Origin of the sequence: Dactylosporangium sp. NPDC000521, assembly GCF_042898305.1 — a bacterium.
Lineage (GTDB): Bacteria > Actinomycetota > Actinomycetes > Mycobacteriales > Micromonosporaceae > Dactylosporangium.
In genome coordinates, this window is sequence record NZ_JBIAYW010000026.1 from 103,657 (window position 1) to 122,509 (window position 18,853).

The following is an 18,853-nucleotide window of genomic DNA, read 5'->3' on the forward strand; positions in this document are numbered from 1 at the left end:
GCCGGCGGCTCAGACGGGCAGGATCGCGGTGAGGCGGGTGCCCTGGCCGGCCGGGCTGGTGACGGTCATCTCGCCGCCGGCGGCCTTGACCCGGTCGGCGAGGCCGGTCAGGCCGTGCCCCTTGGCCAGGCTCGCCCCGCCGACACCGTCGTCCTCGACGGTGACCAGCAGCCCGTACGCCGACCGCTGCAGCCGCACGCGGCACTCCTCGGCGCCGGCGTGCTTCGCGACGTTGGTCAGCGCCTCGGCGACGACGAAGTAGGTCGTGGTCTCCAGGCTCTCCGTGAGCCGCTCGTCCAGCTCCGGCAGGTCCAGGTCCACGGGCACCGGCGACCGGCCGGCGAGCGCGGTCAGCGCGGCCCGCAGCCCGCGGTCGACCAGGATCGGCGGCGCGATGCCCCGCGACAGGGCCCGCAGCTCGTCGAGCGTCTCCCGGGTCTGCGCGAGGGCCTCGGCGACCGTGGCGCGCGCCGCCTGCGGGTCCGACTCGAACTGCAGGTCGGCCCGGCCCAGGTCCATCGCGAGCCGCACGAGCCGCTGCTGCGGGCCGTCGTGGATGTCGCGCTCCAGGCGGCGCAGCGCGGTCGCCTCCGCGGAGACGGCGGCCTCCCGCTGGGCGCGGGCGGCGTCCCGGCCGGCCTCGGCCTCCGCGACCCGCTCCCGCAGCTCGTTGACGCCGTTGAGCAGCGCCCGGGCGAACTGCGCCTCCAGCTGCGCGGCGCCCCGGACGACCGGCAGCAGGGTGAGCGCGAAGATCAGGCCGAGCCCGGTGTAGAGCAGCACCCGGCCGGTGTCGCCGCCGCCGAGGCCGATGAGGTCGTTGAGGTCCTTGTTCTCCGGGGGGTGGGGGATCGACCAGTCCCACAGGATGGTGGTGACACCGCCGAGGGCACCGGCCCACCAGGTGACGACGAACGCGAAGGCGATCGTGCTCGGGATGAACCGCAGGATCCCGTGCAGCAGGTCCAGCCACGACTGGCCGTCGCTGAGCGGCACGATCATCTTGCGCCAGAAGCCGTCGCCCGGGTCGGGTTTCTTGTAATAGGGGTGTGGTAGCCGGGTCCGGAGCACGGGTCCGATCCGGGCGCGTTCGACGGTGGCGAAGCCGCGGGCCTGGAAGAGCGTCGCGACCAGGATCGGGAAGCCGAGCACGGTCACGATCAGCCCGACGCCGAGGGCGAAGCCGGCGATGAAGAGCACCACGGTGAGGATGCCGAGAGGGAAGCCGAGCAGCACGTACTGGGTGTCAACGGCAAGCTGGCGGAAGACGCCGCGGCGGCGAGGGGTGATGGTCGTTGTCATGTCATCGACGCTATGCATGACGCCTCGCTCATCCCATCCCGCCGCCAGGCTTCTCGGTAGTAGGGGCAACCCTACCGACACGTGTAGCCTGGCTACTGGTGAGAAATTCTCTCCCGCGTGTCGATGGCGAATTGCCCGAATTTGTGGCAATACTTCATCGAGCGCCCGCCCGCTGCCGGCCAGGTCCGGGGAAAGGGGCACGCAGGTGCCGCGGGGGCATTCCATGTGGACGTGGGCCGCACGGGCGGGCGCTGACCTCTACGTGGTTGGCGTGGACGCTTCAAGATCGCGATTTGTGCACGGCTTCACAAGCGCCTACTCTGTTGCAACGACGAACCCCGCTAGCACAGGCGGTCACAGCCATCGCGAGCGGCCTCGCATACCGTCGTCGTCACGGAGACTCATGAGCCAGCAGCGCACCGGCCCCACCGGCGGACCGGACTTTCCGGACCTCCCGGAGGCGACCGTCGCCCGGCTTCCGGAATACCTGCGCGCCCTGCACCACCTCGCCGAGGACGGGCACGACACGGTCTCCTCGGAGGGCCTCGCAGCGGCCGCCGGCGTCAACTCCGCCAAGCTCCGCAAGGACCTCTCCCACCTCGGCCGCACCGGCACCCGCGGCGTCGGCTACGACGTGACGTTGCTCATCGACCAGATCGAACAGGTCCTCGGCCTCACCCACCGCAGGGCCGTCGCCCTCGTCGGCGTGGGTAATCTCGGTCACGCCCTCGCCGGGTACGCCGGCTTCGGCACCCGCGGCTTCCGCATCGCCGCCCTCTTCGACGCCGACCACGGCCGCGTCGGCGAACACATCAACGGCCTCGTCGTGCGCCACATCGACGACCTGCCCGAAGTGGTCAAGCAGGAGTCGATCTCGATCGCGGTCATCGCCACCCCCGCGCACGCCGCCCAGCACGTCGCGGACCGCCTCGTCGAGGCCGGCGTGACCAGTGTCCTGAACTTCGCACCTTGTGTCTTGAACGTTCCCGACGGCGTCGACGTGCGTAAGGTCGATCTGGCCATCGAACTGCAAATCCTGTCCTTCCACGAGCACCGCAAGTCAGCGCTCACCGCGCTGCCGGCCGCGGTGCAGAAACCCGGGCGGGTCGGCATGGCCAACCGGCTCGGCGGGGAGGCGGTGGCCACGTGAACGGCCAGCGGAGCGGCTCGGGCCGTTCACCATGGGTGCGGGTTGGAGTCAGGCCGGCGCCGGAGCGCAGTGGAGGTGACGGCATGACCGGCGAGCGGAGCGGCTCGGGCCGTTCACCATGGGTGCGGGTTGGAGTCAGGCCGGCGCCGGAGCGCAGCGGAGGTGACGGCATGACGGGCCAGCGGAGCGGCTCGGGCCGTTCACCATGGGTGCGGGTTGGAGTCAGGCCGGCGCCGGAGCGCAGCGGAGGTGACGGCATGACCGGCGAGCGGAGCGGCTCGGGCCGTTCACCATGGGTGCAGGTCGGGTCAGGCCGGCGCCGGAGCGCAGCGGAGGTGACGGCATGAACGGCTCCAACCTGCTGGTCGTCGGCATCTCGCACCGGACCGCCGGGGTGCCCCTGCTGGAGCGCCTCGCCGTCACCGGCGAGCAGCTGCCCACGCTGCTGCGTGAGATCGTCGCCCAGCCGTACGTCGACGAGGCCGTCGTCCTGTCGACGTGCAACCGGGTCGAGATCTACGCCGCCGTCACCGCCTTCCACGGCGCCCTCGCCGACATCGGCGGCGTCCTCGCCGCGCGCTCCGGCACCACCGTCGGCGACCTGGCCAGCCAGCTCTACGTCCACTACGAGGTCGACGCCGTCCGGCACGCCTTCCGCGTCGCCGCCGGCCTCGACTCCATGGTCGTCGGCGAGGCCCAGATCCTCGGCCAGCTCCGCGACGCCTACGGCGTCGCCGCCGAGCACGCCACCGCCGGCCGCGTGCTGCACGAACTGCTCCAGCAGGCGCTGCGCGTCGGCAAGCGGGTCCACGCCGAGACCGAGATCGACCGGGCCGGGCAGAGCGTCGTCAGCGCCGCCCTCGCCTACGGCCAGGGCGCCACCGGCCCCGTCGAGGGCCGCCCCGCGCTCGTCATCGGCGCCGGCGCCATGGGTGCCCTGTCGCTCGCCACGCTGCGCCGGGCCGGCGCGCACCCCCTGTACGTCACCAACCGCAGCCACGAGAGGGCCGAACGCCTCGCCGAGCTGCACGGCGCGGTCGCGGTGCCCTACGCCACCTTGCCGACCGCACTGGAGCAGGTCGACGTCGTCGTCAGCGCGACCGCCTCACCCGAGCCCGTCCTCGACGCCGCCCTGGTCGGCGCCGCGCTCTCCGGCGGCCGCGACTCGCTGCTCGTGCTCGACCTCGCGCTGCCGCGGGACGTCGCCCCCGGCGTCGGCGACCTGGCCGGCGTCACCCTCGTCGACATCGAGCTGCTGTCGACGTCGCTGTCGACCACCGCCGACGCCGAGCAGCGCGCCGCCGAGGACATCGTCGCCAGCGAGGTCGAGGCGTTCCTCACCTGGCTGCGCGGCGCCGACGTCGCGCCCACCGTCGCCGCCCTGCGCGCCCGCGCCGACGAGGTCGTCGAGGCCGAGCTCGGCCGGCTCGCCCAGCGCTGCCCCGAGCTCACCGACGGCCACCGCGCCGAGGTGGCCCACAGCGTCCACCGGATCGTCCAGCGGCTCCTGCACCAACCGACCGTTCGCGTGCGCCAACTTGCCGCCGAACCGGGCGGCGAGGCATATGCTCAGGCGCTTCGGGAACTGTTTGACTTACAGATCCCCACCTCCGACATCGACCCGGCCGCCGCAGGCGAGGTGCACCCTTGACGTCCACCAACCCATTGCGACTCGGCACCCGGGGCAGCGCCCTCGCCATGGCGCAGTCCGGCACCGTCGCGCAAGCCGTCCACGACCGGACCGGCCGCGACGTCGAGCTCGTCGAGATCGTCACCCCCGGCGACCGCTCCAGCGCGCCCATCCAGACCCTCGGCGTCGGCGTCTTCGTGTCCGCGCTCCGCGACGCCCTGCTCGCCAAGGAGATCGACTTCGCGGTCCACTCCTACAAGGACCTGCCGACCGCCCCGGCCGACGGCCTCGTCATCGCCGCGATCCCGGCGCGCCACGACCCCCGCGACGCCCTCGTCGCCCGCGACGGCCTCACCCTCAACGAGCTGCCCGCCGGCGCGCGCATCGGCACCGGCGCGCTGCGCCGCATCGCCCAGCTCAACGCGCTCGGCCGCCACTTCGAGCCGCTCCCGCTGCGCGGCAACGTCGACACCCGCCTCCGCAAGCTCGCCGACGGCGAGTTCGACGCGATCGTCCTCGCCCACGCCGGCATGTCCCGCCTCGGCCGCGGCGGCGAGGCCACCGAGGTCCTCGACCCGCTGCTGATGCTGCCCGCCCCCGCGCAGGGCGCACTCGCGGTCGAATGCCGAGAAGACGATGCCGAGCTGCGCGACCTCCTCGCCGCGCTCGACGACGAATACACCCGCGCGGCGGTCACCGCCGAGCGGGCGCTGTTGGCCGAGCTCGAGGCGGGATGCTCCGCCCCGATCGCGGCACTGGCCGAGGTCGCAGAAGGCGACGACGGCCCGGAGATCTATCTGCGCGGTGCCGTCTTCAGCCCGGACGGCGGGTTCGCCCTCCGGCTGTCGCGCACCGGAACGCTCGCCGACGCCGCGGAGGTGGGCCGAGCCTTGGCCCGCGACCTGCGCGAGGAAGGCGCCGACAACGCACTGGGAGTGCAGCATGACCCGCACCCGTAAGGGCACCGGCCGGATCGCCTTCGTCGGGGCCGGCCCCGGCGATCCAGGCCTGCTGACGCGTCGCGCCCATGAGGCGCTGGTGTCCGCCGACCACATCGTCTACGACCGCAACGTCCCCGAGTCGCTGCTCAGCGTGATCCGCGCCGAAGCCGACCCTGAGGCACAGTTCTCCCCGGCCGAGGGAGCGCCCGGCGACGTCGCCAAGGTGCTGCTGTCCGCGGCCCGGTCCGGGCTGCGCGCCATCCACCTCGTCGGCGGCGACCCGCTCGCCCACGAGACGGTGCTCAAGGAGGTGCAGGCCGTCTCCCGCACCGCCGTCCCGTTCGAGGTCGTCCCCGGCATCGGACAGGCGGCGGGCGTCGCCACGTACGCCGGCGTCCCCCTCCCCGGCGTCCGCGTCACCGCCGACGTCGACGACGTCCAGAGCGTCGACTTCGAGTCCATCGCCGCCGCCGTCAGCCGGGGCTCCTCGGCCGTCGCCGTCGACGCCGGTGACCTCGCCGCGGTCCGCGACGGCCTCCTCGCCGCCGGCGTCGACCCCACCACGCCCGTCTCCGTCACCGGCGACGGCACCGGCGAGACCCAGTACAGCTCCGCCACGACCGTCGACAGCATGGTCGCCGCCGCGCTCGGCTTCGCCGGCCGGGTCGTCCTGTGCCTCGGCGCCGGCGTCGCCCAGCGCGAGAAGCTCGGCTGGTGGGAGAACCGGCCCCTGTACGGGTGGAAGGTCCTCGTCCCCCGCACCAAGGAGCAGGCCGGCGCGATGAGCGAGCGCCTGCGCGCCTACGGGGCCATCCCGTGCGAGGTGCCGACCATCGCGGTCGAGCCTCCCCGTACACCGGCCCAGATGGAACGCGCGATCAAGGGCCTCGTGGACGGCCGCTACGCCTGGACCGTCTTCACCTCGGTCAACGCCGTCCGTGCCGTCTGGGAGAAGTTCGCCGAGCACGGCCTCGACGCCCGCCACTTCGGCGGCGTGAAGGTCGCCTGCATCGGCGAGGCGACCGCGGAGGCCGTCCGCGGCTTCGGCATCGTCCCCGAGCTCATCCCCGCCGGCGACCAGTCCTCCGAAGGGCTCCTCGCCGAGTTCTCCCCGCACGACGAGATCCTCGACCCAGTCGGCCGGGTGCTCCTGCCCCGCGCCGACATCGCCACCGAGACCCTCGCCGCCGGACTCACCGAACTCGGCTGGGAGGTCGACGACGTCACCGCGTACCGGACCGTCCGCGCGGCCCCGCCGCCGGCCGACATCCGCGACGCCATCAAGTCCGGCGGCTTCGACGCGGTGCTCTTCACCTCGTCCTCCACCGTCCGCAACCTCGTCGGCATCGCCGGCAAGCCGCACGCCCGCACCGTCGTCGCCGTCATCGGTCCCAAGACCGCCGACACCGCCGTCGAGTTCGGGCTCCGCGTGGACGTCCAGCCGCCGCACGCCTCCGTGCCCGACCTCGTCGAAGCCCTCGCCGGCTACGCCGTGGAACTGCGCGAGAAGCTCGCCGCGATGCCTGCCAAGCAGCGCCGCGGCTCCAAGGTCCAAGGCCCGACCGCGTTGCGGTTCCGCTAGATCGTCTCTGCTGCCAGGGGGTTCACCATGGCTGGTTACCCGATCGTCCGCCCACGCCGGCTGCGTCGTACGCCAGCGATGCGGCGGCTCGTCGCCGAAACGCACGTCGAGCCGTCGAACCTCATCCTGCCCATGTTCGTCAAGGAAGGCATCACCGAGCCGCGACCGATCTCGTCGCTGCCCGGCGTCGTCCAGCACTCGCGCGAATCCCTGCGGAAGGCCGCCGTCGAGGCGGTCCAGGCAGGGATCGGCGGCATCATGCTCTTCGGCGTGCCCGTCACCCGGGACCCGCAGGGCTCCGCCGGCGCCGACCCCCACGGCATCCTCAACCTCGCCATCCGCGACCTCGCCTCCGAGGTCGGCGACGCCACCGTCATCATGAGCGACCTCTGCCTGGACGAGTTCACGTCGCACGGCCACTGCGGCCTGCTCGCCGCCGACGGCACGGTCGACAACGACGCCACCCTCGCGGCCTACGCCTCGATGGCGGTCGCCCAGGCCTCCGCCGGCGCCCACGTCCTCGGCCCCTCGGGCATGATGGACGGCCAGGTCGGCGTCGTGCGCCGCGCCCTGGACGAGGCCGGCTTCACGGAGGTCGCCCAGCTGGCCTACGCGGTGAAGTACGCCAGCGCCTTCTACGGCCCCTTCCGCGAGGCCGTCGAGTCCGCCCTCGTCGGCGACCGCAAGTCGTACCAGCAGGACCCCGGCAACGTCCGCGAGGCCCTTCGCGAGGTCGCGCTCGACATCGCCGAGGGCGCCGACATGGTCATGGTCAAGCCGGCCCTGCCGTACCTGGACGTCCTGTCCGCGGTGGCGTCGTCCGTGGACGTGCCCGTCGCCGCCTACCAGGTCTCGGGCGAGTACGCGATGGCCGAGGCCGCCGTCGCCAACGGCTGGCTGGAGCGCGACCGCGTCATCCTGGAGACCCTCACCTCCATCCGCCGCGCCGGTGCCCAGCTCATCCTCACCTACTGGGCCGTGGACGCCGCCCGCCTGCTCCGCGCATGACCCGCCTTTTGTCAACTCGCACCGGTCACACCGAGTGACGATCCGATTCGACGGTTTGTAAGCCGGGTCTAGGCTGGGATGAAGCGGAACGCCCCCCGGCACCAGGTCCGCACCTGCTCTGACACCTCGCCGGGCCGCGTGCCTCACTGAGCGGTCCGGGGCTGCCCTGACCCAGCCTCCCGCCCCGCCCGCGCGCCCGCGCGGGTCCCGGACGGGGTGGGCTGGGCCGTGTGTCCCGGACGGGGCGCGGGCTGGGCTTGGGTGGTCGGGCTGCGTGATCGCGTTGGGCGGTCGGGTTGGGCGTGCGGCCAGGCGGTCGGGTGGCGCAGCGTTGTGGAGCCGGGTCTTGGACGTGGTGCGGTTCGGCGTGGCTGGCGGCGGTGTGCTCGTCCTGCGGCTCGCGAGGTTCACTGGCGCTGTCCAGGGCGGGTTCTGGGCGTGGTGCGGTTCGGCGTGGCTGGCGGTGGTGTGCTCGTCCGGTGGCTCGGGAGGTTCACTGGCGCTGTCCGGGGCGGGTTCTGGGCGTGGTGCGGTTCGGCGTCGCTGGCGGCGGAATGCTCGTCCTGCGACTCGGGAGGTTCACTGGCGCCGCCCAGGTGGATAAGCATCGCCTCGGGCTTGGCCACGGGTTCTGAGTGCGGCAGGCCGGCATCTCTGGTGGCGGCCCGCGCCCGGCCCGCAGAGCAGAGCGGAGCGGAGCAGAACAGCGGCCGGGTCGGTCGCGTTGAGCGGCTGCGGCGAGTTGCCAGTGGAAGCGCAGGTCAGGCGGCGAGGCGGTCGCGGCCGGTGCGTTTGGCGGTGTAGAGGTTGCGGTCGGCGAGGTCGTAGAGTGCGCGGCCGTCCATGCCGTCGTTGAGGGCGGCCACGCCGATGCTCAGCGTGACGTGCAGGCCGAACGCCAGCTGGTTCCAGTCGCGGGCGGTGACGACGTCGAGGATGCGTTCGCCGATGCGGGCGGCGGTCGGCAGGTCGGTGCGCAGGAAGAGGGCGAACTCGTCGCCGCCGAGACGGACGGCGGTGTCCTCGGGGCGGCAGTGGGCGCGCAGGATGGCGGCGATCTCGCGCAGGACGCGGTCGCCGACGATGTGGGAGAAGCGGTCGTTGATGCCCTTGAAGTGGTCGATGTCGACCAGGAGCAGGACGACGGAGCCTGCCACGACGGCGAGCTGACGGTCGAACTGGCGGCGGTTGCCCAGGCCGGTCAGGGCGTCCGACGCGGCCACGCGGTCGGCGCGGGCGCGGGCGGCTTCCAGGTCGACGCGGCGGCGGGCCTGCTGGAGCATCGAGCGGCGCTCCAGGCGGAGCCGCCACAGGTGGCGGGCGTGGGCGCGGACGGCGTTGAGCAGGGCGCCGGTGGAGTCGCCGGGGAGTTCGGCGGCGGCGAGGAGGGCCAGCTCGTACTGGAAGATCAGCCGCTGGGGGCTGAGCGGGGCCAGCTCGTCGGCGGCGAGGAACTCGCGGCGGGCCTCGCGGAGGCGGCCGGTGCGGCGCAGGGCGATGCCGTACGCGAGGTGGGCCAGGCGCGCCTCGTGCTCGTGGCCGTTGGTGCGCAGCGGCACGACCAGCGAGTCGGCGAGGATGAGCGCCTGGTCGACGGCGCCGATCTTCACCAGCCCGAGCGCGTAGAGGACGGTGGCGAGCGGCGCGTCGTGGAAGTGGTTCTGCACCCAGTACCGGACGAGGTCGACGCTGCGGGCGAAGCGGACGTTCGCCTCCTCCACCAGGCCGACGTGCTCCAGCCGCAGGCCCCACTCGAGGAGCAGCTCGGCGCGCTGCAGCTCGGCGGCCGCGCGCTGGTCGGTGCCGGGGGTGAAGGACTCGACGGCGAACGCGGAGACCTCGTCGGCCAGCTCGTACAGCTCGGCGGCGCGCGCGGCCTCGCTGACCGACGACATCGCGGAGATGTAGCGCACGTTGCCGCGCGGGATGGTCTCCATCAGCCGCAGTGCGCTCGCGAGGCGGTGCAGGCCCTCGTCGAGCAGGCCCAGCTTGATCAGGATCTCGGCGGTGTCGGCGAGGATCTTGGCCTCGCCGGTGCGGGCGCCGGCGGCCCGGTGCATCGTCAGCAGCCGCTCGGCCTCCTCCAGGGCCTCGTGCAGCCGGCCGAGGCTGATCAGCGCGTACAGGCGGCCCTGGCGGATCATGCCGACGCTGCGGTCGTCGCCGAGGATTTCGACGACCTGTTCGAGCCGGTCGGCGAGCTCCAGCGCCTCGGAGTTGCGGCCGTGCACGGTCAGCTCGTGCACCTGCAGCGAAAGGGCTTGGTGCGGCCCGAAGGGCCACAGCGGGATTGGCAGCCGAGCCTCAGGCATGTGCCTCCCCCGTCCGGTCGTTGGTCGTCGCTCCCGACCAGAGACGTCGGCAGCGCGGCGGCCGGGATGAGCCTTGGCGACGCTCCTCTCACTCGAACAGGGGTAAATCGGACAAAACGGAAAGGGCAGGTCGGGGGAGCGGGCACACTGGGGTTACGGGACCGGTGGAGGGACTTCGGTCGGACTTTTGGGTGCTCCAACTGTCAGGAACCCGACAGTTGCCCGATTCGTAGTGATAGACCCTCGTTGCCCCCATCGTGAGATGGCTAGTCACTGGAGGCGCCGGGTACATCGGCGCGCACGTCGTCACCGCCCTCGGGGCGTCCGGGGTCGAATCGGTCGTCGTCGACGACCTGTCGACCGGGCGTGCCGCCCGCCTGCCGCTCGGGGTGCCGCTGGTGCGCGCCGACGTGCGCGACAGCACCACGATGCGCGACCTGTTCCGCCGCTACCAGCCCGACGGCGTCATCCACCTGGCCGCCCGCAAGGACGTCGCCGAGTCGACCGCCCACCCGCTGCGCTACTACCAGGACAACCTCGACGGGCTGCGGTCCGTCCTCGCCGCCGTCGCCGCGACCGGCACCCGGTCGGTCCTGTTCTCCTCCAGCGCCGCCGTCTACGGCACGCCGACGTGCTCGCCGGTCAGCGAACTGGCCCGCACGGCACCCGAGAACGCGTACGGGCGCACCAAGCTGATCGGTGAATGGATGCTGCGCGACGCGGCCGCCAGCGCCGGGTTCGGCTGGGCGGCGCTGCGCTACTTCAACGTCGCCGGCGCCGGCGCCCCGCACCTGCGCGACCACGGCGGCACCAACCTCGTGCCGCGACTCCTGCGGGCGGCGGCCGAGGGCCTCCCGGCGGTCGTCTACGGCGACGACTACCCGACGCCCGACGGCACCGCCGTGCGCGACTACGTCCACGTCGCCGACATCGCCGACGCCCACGCCCGCGCGGCGCTGGCGCTCAGGGACGGCGAGATCCACGACGAGGTCCTCAACATCGGTCGCGGCGAAGGCGCCTCGGTGCTGCAGATGATCGCGGCGGTGTCCGACACGTTGCGGTTGCCGCTGCCGTACGTCGTAGCGCCCCGCCGGACCGGCGACCCCGCCGAGGTCGTCGCCTGCCCGGCCCGGGTCCAGGAACTGCTCGGCTGGCACGCCCGCCACGACCTCGACGAGATCGTCCGCAGCGCCGCCGCCACCCCCGTCGCGGAGCCCCAGGCCGCCTGACCCGGCTCTCGCCCACCCGCCGAGCGGGAGCGCCCGCCGAACGAGAGCGCCCGCCGAACGGCGAACGCGAGCGCCTGCCAGGCGCCGAACGGCGAACGGCGAACGCCGAACGCCGAACGAGAGCACCTGCCGAACGAGAGCACCTGCCGAACGAGAGCACCTGCCGCACGAAAGCACGGACAGCGACAGCGAACAGCGAACCCCCCGCCCGAAGGAGCAGCACGTTGAAGTTCCGGATCCGCCGGCGAGTCATCGCCGGTGCCTGCGCGCTCGTCGGCCTCACCGGCCTCGTCTTCGCCCCTCCGGCGCTCGCCGCCGAAACCCGCCAGCGCGTCGACCTGCGCGTCCTCGTGCTCGACGACGGCAGCACCGGCGTCGACATGCTCCGCGCCCAGCTCGACCGCGAAGGCGTCCCCTACGACGCGCTGCGGCTCGCCGACGCCGCCCGGGCGCGGATCACGCCCGGGTTCCTCGCCGACTCCGTCAGCGGCGTGCGGCGGGCCAAGTTCCAGGGCGTGATCGTGCCGAACGAGAGCGCGGTCACCGGCGCCGAGGCGACCGCCCTCGCCGACTTCGAACGCGAGTTCAAGATCCGCCAGATCGACGCGTACACGTGGGCGAACCCGAACGTCGGGCAGGACCTCGCCTGGAGCGGCGTGCTCGACGGCGCGACGATGACCGTCACCGCCGCGGGCAAGGCCGCCGGCTTCGGCTACCTCAAGGGCACCGTCCGCATCGACGACCGCGACCCGAACGTCATCGAGTCCTACGGGTACCTCGGCACACCGCGGGAAGGCGCGACCTTCACCCCGCTGGTCACCGGCTCGGTGCAGAACGCCCCGACCGGCTCGCTGATGGGCGTCTACACCCACGACGGCCGCGAGGAACTCGTCGTCACACTCGCCGCCAACCGCTACCAGACGCACGCGATGGAGCTCGGTCACGGCCTGATCACCTGGCTCACCAAGGGCGTCCACCTCGGCTACACCCGCAACTTCTTCAGCGTCCACGTCGACGACGTGCTCCTGCCCGACGGCCGGTGGAGCACCACGCACAACTGCACCGTCGGTGACGACTGCGGCCCCGGGGTCGAGAACACGCCGATCCGGATGACGCCCGCCGACGTGCAGGCGCTCATCGCCTGGCAGAAGGCCAGCAACCTCAAGCTCGACATCGCGTTCAACGGTGGCGGCAGCGTCGAGGCCGGCGCCGGCGACCCGCTGACCACCGCCATGGTGAACAACAAGGGCCAGTTCCGCTGGATCAACCACACCTACGAACACCCGTACCTCGGCTGCGTCCAGGACTTCACCGTGTCGCCGTGGAAATGCGCGACCGACGGCTACGGCGCCACGAAGTGGGTGTCGCAGGCCGACATCACCGCCCAGATCAAGCGCAACATCGACTGGGCGAAGAGCAAGGGCATCACCGTCGACGCCGCCGAACTCGTCACCGGCGAGCACTCCGGCCTGAAGACGCTGCCGCAGATGCCGGCCGACAACCCGAACCTCGCGCCCGCCCTGAACGGCACCGGCGTCAAGTACATCGCCTCCGACGCCTCCAGGGAGCAGGCGCCCCGCGGCGTCGGCAACGCCGTCACCGTGCCCCGCTACCCGATGAACATCTACTACAACGTGGCCACGAAGGCCGAAGAGGTCGACGAGTACAACTGGATCTACACCAGCCGGGCCAACGGCGGCAGCGGCATCTGCGAGAGCAACCCCGCCTCCACCTGCATCACCCCGCTCGGCGCGAACGGCTTCGACACCTACATCGTGCCGATGGAGGCCCGCATCGCCTACGACCACGTGGTCTCCACCAGCCCGGCGCCGCACTACGCGCACCAGTCGAACCTCGCCGAGGACCGCATCCTCTACCCGGTCCTCGACGCGGTCCTCGCCCGCTACACCGCGACCTACACCACCGCGACCCCGCTCGTGAACCCGAAGTTCGCCGAGACCGCGCTGCAGAACAAGCGGCAGGCGGCGTGGGCGGCGGCGCTGCGGAACCGGACCGTGGAGGCATACACGCTCAACGGGCGCGTCACCGTCGTCAACCGCGGCACCGGCGCCCTCGACGTGCCCATCACCATGCCGAACGGCACCAAGGTCATCACCATGTCGGTCCTCGGCATCGAGGTCACCGGCGGCAACTTCGGCGACCCGTACGGCGGCGAACGCTCCGGCTGGCGGAGTCTGGGCCGCGGGGCGTCGCAGCTGCTGCGGCTGCCGGCCTGAGGTCCGCGCCGTGCGTGTCGTGCTCGTCAACGAAGGCACCTACCCGTACGTCACCGGCGGCGTCAGCACCTGGTGCGACCAGCTGGTGCGCGGACTGTCCGATGTGGACTGGGACCTCGTCGCCATCGTCGGCACCGAACCGGACCGGCCCGCGGTCCAGCTGCCCGGCAACGTCCGGTCGCTGACCGCGGTCCCGGTCTGGGGCACCGCCCGGCCGGCCCGCGGCAAGCCCGAACGGGCCGCCGCCAGGCTGTGCCGCGGCATGCTCGGCGACACCGCGGCCGACCTGGTCGTCTTCTCCGAGGGGCTGCGGGAGCTCGCCGAGCTCGCGCGGCCCCGCCCGGGGCGGCTCCTGTCCGCCCGCGGCGGCCGGCATCCACTGGCCGGTGCCAGGATCGCGGACGTCCTGCTCGACGCGTGGGCGCGGGCCAGGTTCGACGGCATCCACCTGCCCCGGCTGACCCTCCGTGACGCGGATGTCGCAGGTGTACTGGTGGAGCACGCGCTCCGCCCGCTCGCCGCCGACATCCCGCCGGACGCGGACCTCGTCCACGCCAACGCCAACGGGCTGTCGTCCATGGTCGCCCTCGCCGCGAAGTGGCGGTTCGGGGTGCCCTTCATGATGACGGAGCACGGCGTGTACCTCCGGGAGCGCTACCTCAGCGCCGGCGACCAGTCACCGGGCGTGAAGACGGCGCTGCTGCGCTTCCACCGCGCGCTCGCCCGGCTGGCGTACTGGGAGTCGGACCTCATCACCCCCGTCAGCGGGTTCAACTCGCGCTGGGCGGTCCGCCACGGCGCCGACCCGGCGAAGCTCGCCGTCATCGGCAACGGCGTCGACCCCGCCCGCTTCCCGCCGCTGCCCGAGGAGCCGGCCGGGCCGGTCATCTCCTGGGTGGGGCGGATCGACCCGCTCAAGGACCTCGAAACCCTCATCCGCGCCCTCGCGGTGGTCCGGACGAAGGTGCCCGACGCCAGGCTCCACCTCGCCGGCCCCGTCCCGGCCGGCAACGAAACCTACGCAGCCGACTGCCGGGACACCGCCGCCGAGCTCGGCCTCACCGACGCCGTCACCTGGGCCGGGCCGTGCACCTCCAGCCGGGACGCGTTCGCCGTGGGGCAGGTCGCGGCGCTGTCCAGCATCTCCGAAGGCATGCCGTACACGGTGCTGGAGGCGATGATGTGCGGCCGGCCCACGGTCAGCACCGACGTCGGCGGCGTCGCCGAGGCCGTCGGCGACGCGGGGCTCGTCGTGCCGCCCCGCGACCCGCAGGCGTTCGGCGAGGCGTGCGTCGCCCTGCTCACCTCGCCGGAGCTGCGAGCGGCGACCGGCCGCGCCGGGCAGGAGCGGGCGCTGCGGGAGCACACGCTCGACCGCTGCCTGTCCGCGTACCGCGGCCGGTACCTCCAACTGACCGGCCGTCTCGTCAAGGCATCCGCCCAGGTCCCGGTCCTGGTGCCCGCATGAGCGAATCCTGGCGTCTCGCGGGAGATGCGCGGCACGAGCGGCCCGGACCGCAGCGGAGGTGGCGGCATGAGCGCTGATTCGCTGCTCGTCGTGCCGATGCAGCGGCGGGCGCGGCCGGCGGCGCTGGAGCGTGGCGAGTCGCTGCGGTTCGTCGGGCGGGTCTCCACCGACCCGGTCGCCGCGCTCGCCGACCGGATGGTGGAGGACTGCGTCAGCGCCGTCGACGTCGACGAGGTCGCCGCGATCCTCGAGGCCAACGGCATCAACGACCGCGTCGCCCACCGGGAGTACGGCCTGCCGTCGGTGTTCGCGCTGGCCGGGCGGGTCGTCGCCCGTACCGTCGAAACCGCCGCCACGGTCGTGCAGGCCACGCCCCTGGAGGCGAGGCCGACGCCCCGCGCGGTCGTCACCGACACGCTGACCCGCGCCGCGATCTACCTGACCCCCCTCGCGATCGGCCTCGGCGCGGCGGCCGAGGTCGACGGCGCCCCGCAGCTCGCGACGACCGGCACGCTGCTGCTCGGCTGGGGCGGCGGGCAGGCGCTGTCCTACCTCGGCTACCGGGTGCTGTCGGAGCGGGGCGTCACCGCCGCCGCCCGGCTGCTCGGCGCCGGGTTCCTCGGCCTCGCCGCGGTCTGGGCCGTGGCGCTCGCCGGCAACGGGGTCCGCGCGTACACGATCGCCGGGGTGCAGCTCGCCCTGTTCGCGGTCGCCGCCGTCGCGCTCGTCACCGGCCGCGAACGGGTAGTCCTCGCCGCCGCCGCGCCCTGCTGGGTCGCCACCGCCTGCGTCGCCCTCGGGGCCGGGACCTGGGCGGTGGCCACGCTGCTGTGCGGGGTCGTGGCCCTGCTGGCCGTCGCGTTCCGCCCCGTCGCCGGCGCGGACGTCAGCGGCCGGATGCCGTGGCGGCGGTGGCGGTCATGGCGCGGCGACATCGGCTACGCGCTGCTCTACGGCCTCGTCGGCACCGGCCAGGCGGCGCTGCTGCGGGCCGTCGCCCTCGACGGGATCGCCCCGCACAGGGTGCCGGTCCAGGCGGTGCCGCTGCTCGTCGGTGTCCCGCTCATCGAGCTGACGCTGGTCTGGCATCAGCGGCGCATCGCGTACGCGCGGGCCGTCCTCGCCGACCGTGCCGCGTTCGACCGGCGGCTCGCCCGCATCAGCAAGCGCACCGTCGGGGTCCTGTGCGTCCCCGTCGCGCTCGGGGCCGCGATCGCCGGCGCCGTGTGGGTCGGGATCAGCGGCCCCGGCGGGCAGCCGCTCGCCGCCGCGATCCTGCTCACCGGGGTGTACGCGCTGTGCCTGGTCCTCGCCTCCCACGGCCGGGCCGGCACCGCCGCCCTCGTCGTCTGGTGGCCGACGCTGCTCGTCGCGGGCGTCGGGCACTGGGCGCCCGCCCTGGTGCACGTTGCCCCCACGTTCACCGAAACCCTCGCCGTCGCGACCCTGCTCGGCGCGGGACTGCCCGGCCTCGCCGTCGCGGCGCTCGTCCTGCGTGACCCGGAGAGTTACCGATGATGCTCCTGCCGCTGTACGTCCACCCGCTCGCCGACCCCGACGCGTGGGAGGCGCTGTGCCGCAGCACCGAACGCCCCACCGCGATCGTCAACGTCCACAACGGCCCCGGCGGCGCCGAGCGCGACGAGGTGTACGCGGTCGCGACCGCCCGCCTGCACCGCTCCGGCGTGCGCATGCTCGGCTACGTCGACCTCGACTACGGCCGCCGCGCCAACGGCGAGGTGTGGTGCGACATCGTCGGTTGGGCGCGGTACCCGGTCGGCGGTATCTTCTTCGATCAGGTGCCGGCCGACGCGGCCGGCCTCGCCTACGTGACGCAGGTGGTGCGGGCGGTGCGCGGATCGGTGGTGCTCAACCCCGGCACCCGGTGCCTGCCCGGCTACGCCGCCCTCGCCGACGTGGTCTGCACCTTCGAAGGCCCGTGGGAGTCCTATGTGGACGCCCCGCCCGCGTACGGGCTGCCCGACGGCCGCGACTGGCCCAACGCCGCGCACCTCGTCTACGGCGTCCCCACCGAGCGGATCGGCGCCGCCACCGCGCTGCTGCTGTCCCGCGCCCCGCACGGCCTCGTCACCGACCTCGTCGCGCCCCTGCCGTACGAGGGGATCCCGACGGTCGTGCGCCGGCGTGCGGCGGCCGCACGGTGACCGACCGCCGGCTCCGCCTCGCCCTGTTCGGCTTCGTCCTGCTGACCGTCCTGTACGCGGCGGCGTGCACCGGCACCGGCGGCGACCCCGACGAGCACCGGGGCGGCCCGAAGACCGCCGCGGTGCCGCCGTCCGGCTTCGGCGGCCTCGGCTCCTCATCGGCCGCCGCTGGTCCTTCCTCGCCGGCGCCGGCCGCACCGGCGGGCTGGTGGAAGCCGGCGGTCGGCCTCACCTGGCAGTGGCAGCTGACCGGCACCCTCGACAAGTCCGTCGCGGTCGACGTGTACGACGTCGACGCCGTCACCACCTCCGCCGCCGACGTCGCCGCGCTGAAGGCCGCCGGCCGCCGCGTCATCTGCTACGTGAACGCCGGCGCCCACGAGGACTTCCGCGCCGACGCCGGCAACTTCCCGGAGTCGGTGCGCGGCAAGGGCCTGGAGGGCTGGCCGGGGGAGAAGTGGCTCGACATCCGCCGCTGGGACACCCTGGAGCCGCTGCTCGAGGCCCGCTTCAAGGTCTGCAAGGACAAGGGCTTCGACGCCGTCGAGCCCGACAACGTCGACGGCTACGCCAACAACAGCGGCTTCCCCCTCACCGCCGACGACCAGCTGCGGTTCAACCGCCGCGTCGCCGACCTCGCCCACCGCCTCGGCCTCGCGGTGGGCCTGAAGAACGACGTCGAGCAGGCCGCGGCCCTCGCGCCCGCGTTCGACTTCGCGGTCAACGAGGAGTGCGCCCACTACGACGAGTGCGACGCGCTCAAGGTCTTCATCGCCGCAGGCAAGCCCGTCTTCCACGTCGAGTACGACGTCGACACCGCCAAGTTCTGCCCGAAGACCACCGCCCTGCGTTTCTCGTCGATGAAGAAGAAACAGGACCTCGACGCCTGGCGCCGGGCCTGCTGACGGAGTCGACACAGAGCCAGGCCGGTGGCGGCGCGCTGCTGTACCTGCAACCTTAGCACCACCGACCAAATTTCTTGTCGGCCGCGCCACCCATCATAATGCATGCGCGCAGACGTAGCGGGCAGTGACTTTTGGTTAGCGAGACAAAAGTTCATGCCAAGGCGTCGGAAAGTGTGGACAGGTTGGTTCGAAGCTCCTAGTGTGTCCCCCACGACACTGGAGTGTTTCATCGATGTTATCCGCCGGCAGCGGACGCATCGATGAGCATGCCCGTGTTGCGGAGGCACACGGCATCCGGCGCGGCGGCGCGCGCCCTGCCTGGCACGTTCAGTCAGGAAGGGACACAGTGAACCTACAACCCTCAAGGCATCGATGGCGGCCAATGGGCGCCGCCCTGCTCCTTGTTGCGGCGGGCGCGAGCGTCGTCCAGGCCGCTCCCGCGGCGGCGGCGATCAACGCGGCCGACTTCCAGCAGGTGACCCTCGCCAAGGGTGAGCCCGAGGTCGGCGAGCCGCTGACCATCTCGGTCCTGCCCGACCGCTCGGTCCTGCACACCGCCAGGAACGGCACGCTGCGGCGCACCGACGCCAACGGCACCACGTCGGTGATCGCCAACATCCCGGTCTACACCCACGACGAGGAAGGCCTGCAGGGCGTCGCGGCCGACCCCAACTTCGCCACCAACCGCTACATCTACCTGTACTACGCGCCGCCGCTGAACACCCCCGCGGGCGACGCGCCGGCCACCGGCACCGCCACCGACTGGGCCACCTGGACCGGGGTCAACCGCCTCTCCCGGTTCACCCTCAACGCGAACTTCACCGTCAATATGAGCAGCCAGGTCAACATCCTGGACGTGCCCGCGAACCGCGGCATCTGCTGCCACGTCGGCGGCGACATCGACTTCGACGCGGCCGGCAACCT

14 protein-coding genes are annotated in these 18,853 nt (G+C 72.9%); 12 read left to right on the forward strand and 2 right to left on the reverse strand.

What is annotated here, in order from left to right; genetic code table 11:
* Positions 1–9: 9 nt before the first annotated feature.
* On the reverse strand, positions 10–1,302 hold the full coding sequence (locus ACFY3L_RS47150; RefSeq protein WP_389340129.1) for a sensor histidine kinase: 1,293 nt from the start codon (positions 1,300–1,302) through the stop codon (positions 10–12).
* Between the two features lie 403 nt (positions 1,303–1,705).
* On the opposite strand from ACFY3L_RS47150, the gene ACFY3L_RS47155 reads away from it, so the two are divergent.
* From ACFY3L_RS47155 to hemB, 5 genes are all read left to right on the forward strand, one after another.
* Positions 1,706–2,452 carry a redox-sensing transcriptional repressor Rex gene (locus ACFY3L_RS47155; protein WP_389340131.1) on the forward strand — a complete coding sequence of 249 codons (747 nt, stop codon included), beginning with the start codon at positions 1,706–1,708 and terminating at the stop codon, positions 2,450–2,452.
* 343 nt (positions 2,453–2,795) lie between these two features.
* Positions 2,796–4,103 (forward strand): glutamyl-tRNA reductase, encoded by a 1,308-nt coding sequence (locus ACFY3L_RS47160; RefSeq protein ID WP_389340133.1) that lies wholly within the window; start codon positions 2,796–2,798, stop codon positions 4,101–4,103.
* Complete coding sequence (gene hemC / locus ACFY3L_RS47165; RefSeq protein ID WP_389340135.1) at positions 4,100–5,041, forward strand: hydroxymethylbilane synthase; 942 nt, start codon at positions 4,100–4,102, stop codon at positions 5,039–5,041. Before ACFY3L_RS47160 ends, hemC begins: the two co-directional genes overlap by 4 nt.
* Positions 5,025–6,605, forward strand: a complete 1,581-nt coding sequence (locus tag ACFY3L_RS47170) for a uroporphyrinogen-III synthase (RefSeq protein ID WP_389340137.1) — start codon at positions 5,025–5,027, stop codon at positions 6,603–6,605. The genes hemC and ACFY3L_RS47170 overlap by 17 nt, the downstream gene beginning before the upstream one ends.
* Before the next feature lie 27 nt (positions 6,606–6,632).
* Complete coding sequence (gene hemB / locus ACFY3L_RS47175) at positions 6,633–7,613, forward strand: porphobilinogen synthase (protein ID WP_389340139.1); 981 nt, start codon at positions 6,633–6,635, stop codon at positions 7,611–7,613.
* 761 nt (positions 7,614–8,374) lie between these two features.
* Here hemB and ACFY3L_RS47180 read toward each other — a convergent pair.
* Positions 8,375–9,925, reverse strand: a complete 1,551-nt coding sequence (locus tag ACFY3L_RS47180) for a diguanylate cyclase (protein ID WP_389340141.1) — start codon at positions 9,923–9,925, stop codon at positions 8,375–8,377.
* 257 nt (positions 9,926–10,182) lie between these two features.
* On the opposite strand from ACFY3L_RS47180, the gene galE reads away from it, so the two are divergent.
* The 7 genes from galE to ACFY3L_RS47215 form a co-directional block, all read left to right on the forward strand.
* Complete coding sequence (galE, locus tag ACFY3L_RS47185; RefSeq protein WP_389340143.1) at positions 10,183–11,154, forward strand: UDP-glucose 4-epimerase GalE; 972 nt, start codon at positions 10,183–10,185, stop codon at positions 11,152–11,154.
* A 224-nt stretch (positions 11,155–11,378) separates the two neighbouring features.
* Positions 11,379–13,391, forward strand: a complete 2,013-nt coding sequence (locus ACFY3L_RS47190; protein WP_389340145.1) for a hypothetical protein — start codon at positions 11,379–11,381, stop codon at positions 13,389–13,391.
* Between the two features lie 10 nt (positions 13,392–13,401).
* Positions 13,402–14,859: a GT4 family glycosyltransferase PelF gene (gene pelF, locus ACFY3L_RS47195; RefSeq protein ID WP_389340147.1), complete on the forward strand. Its 1,458-nt coding sequence runs from the start codon at positions 13,402–13,404 to the stop codon at positions 14,857–14,859.
* A 66-nt stretch (positions 14,860–14,925) separates the two neighbouring features.
* Complete coding sequence (locus tag ACFY3L_RS47200; RefSeq protein WP_389340149.1) at positions 14,926–16,377, forward strand: hypothetical protein; 1,452 nt, start codon at positions 14,926–14,928, stop codon at positions 16,375–16,377.
* Positions 16,374–17,024 carry a spherulation-specific family 4 protein gene (locus tag ACFY3L_RS47205; protein ID WP_389340151.1) on the forward strand — a complete coding sequence of 217 codons (651 nt, stop codon included), beginning with the start codon at positions 16,374–16,376 and terminating at the stop codon, positions 17,022–17,024. Before ACFY3L_RS47200 ends, ACFY3L_RS47205 begins: the two co-directional genes overlap by 4 nt.
* Entirely contained in the window at positions 17,021–17,929 is a 909-nt protein-coding gene (locus ACFY3L_RS47210) for an endo alpha-1,4 polygalactosaminidase (RefSeq protein ID WP_389340153.1), read from the forward strand. The genes ACFY3L_RS47205 and ACFY3L_RS47210 overlap by 4 nt, the downstream gene beginning before the upstream one ends.
* A gap of 382 nt (positions 17,930–18,311) precedes the next feature.
* A partial coding sequence (locus ACFY3L_RS47215; RefSeq protein WP_389340155.1) for a PQQ-dependent sugar dehydrogenase occupies positions 18,312–18,853 on the forward strand: 542 nt, incomplete at its 3' end.

Bases quoted from the DNA above. Each gene is read 5' to 3' on its own strand.
- ACFY3L_RS47150 (WP_389340129.1), bottom strand. From the start codon at position 1,302: ATGACAACGACCATCACCCCTCGCCGCCGCGGCGTCTTCCGCCAGCTT.
- ACFY3L_RS47155 (WP_389340131.1), top strand. From the start codon at position 1,706: ATGAGCCAGCAGCGCACCGGCCCCACCGGCGGACCGGACTTTCCGGAC.
- ACFY3L_RS47160 (WP_389340133.1), top strand. From the start codon at position 2,796: ATGAACGGCTCCAACCTGCTGGTCGTCGGCATCTCGCACCGGACCGCC.
- ACFY3L_RS47170 (WP_389340137.1), top strand. From the start codon at position 5,025: ATGACCCGCACCCGTAAGGGCACCGGCCGGATCGCCTTCGTCGGGGCC.
- hemB (WP_389340139.1), top strand. From the start codon at position 6,633: ATGGCTGGTTACCCGATCGTCCGCCCACGCCGGCTGCGTCGTACGCCA.
- ACFY3L_RS47180 (WP_389340141.1), bottom strand. From the start codon at position 9,925: ATGCCTGAGGCTCGGCTGCCAATCCCGCTGTGGCCCTTCGGGCCGCAC.
- ACFY3L_RS47200 (WP_389340149.1), top strand. From the start codon at position 14,926: ATGAGCGCTGATTCGCTGCTCGTCGTGCCGATGCAGCGGCGGGCGCGG.
- ACFY3L_RS47205 (WP_389340151.1), top strand. From the start codon at position 16,374: ATGATGCTCCTGCCGCTGTACGTCCACCCGCTCGCCGACCCCGACGCG.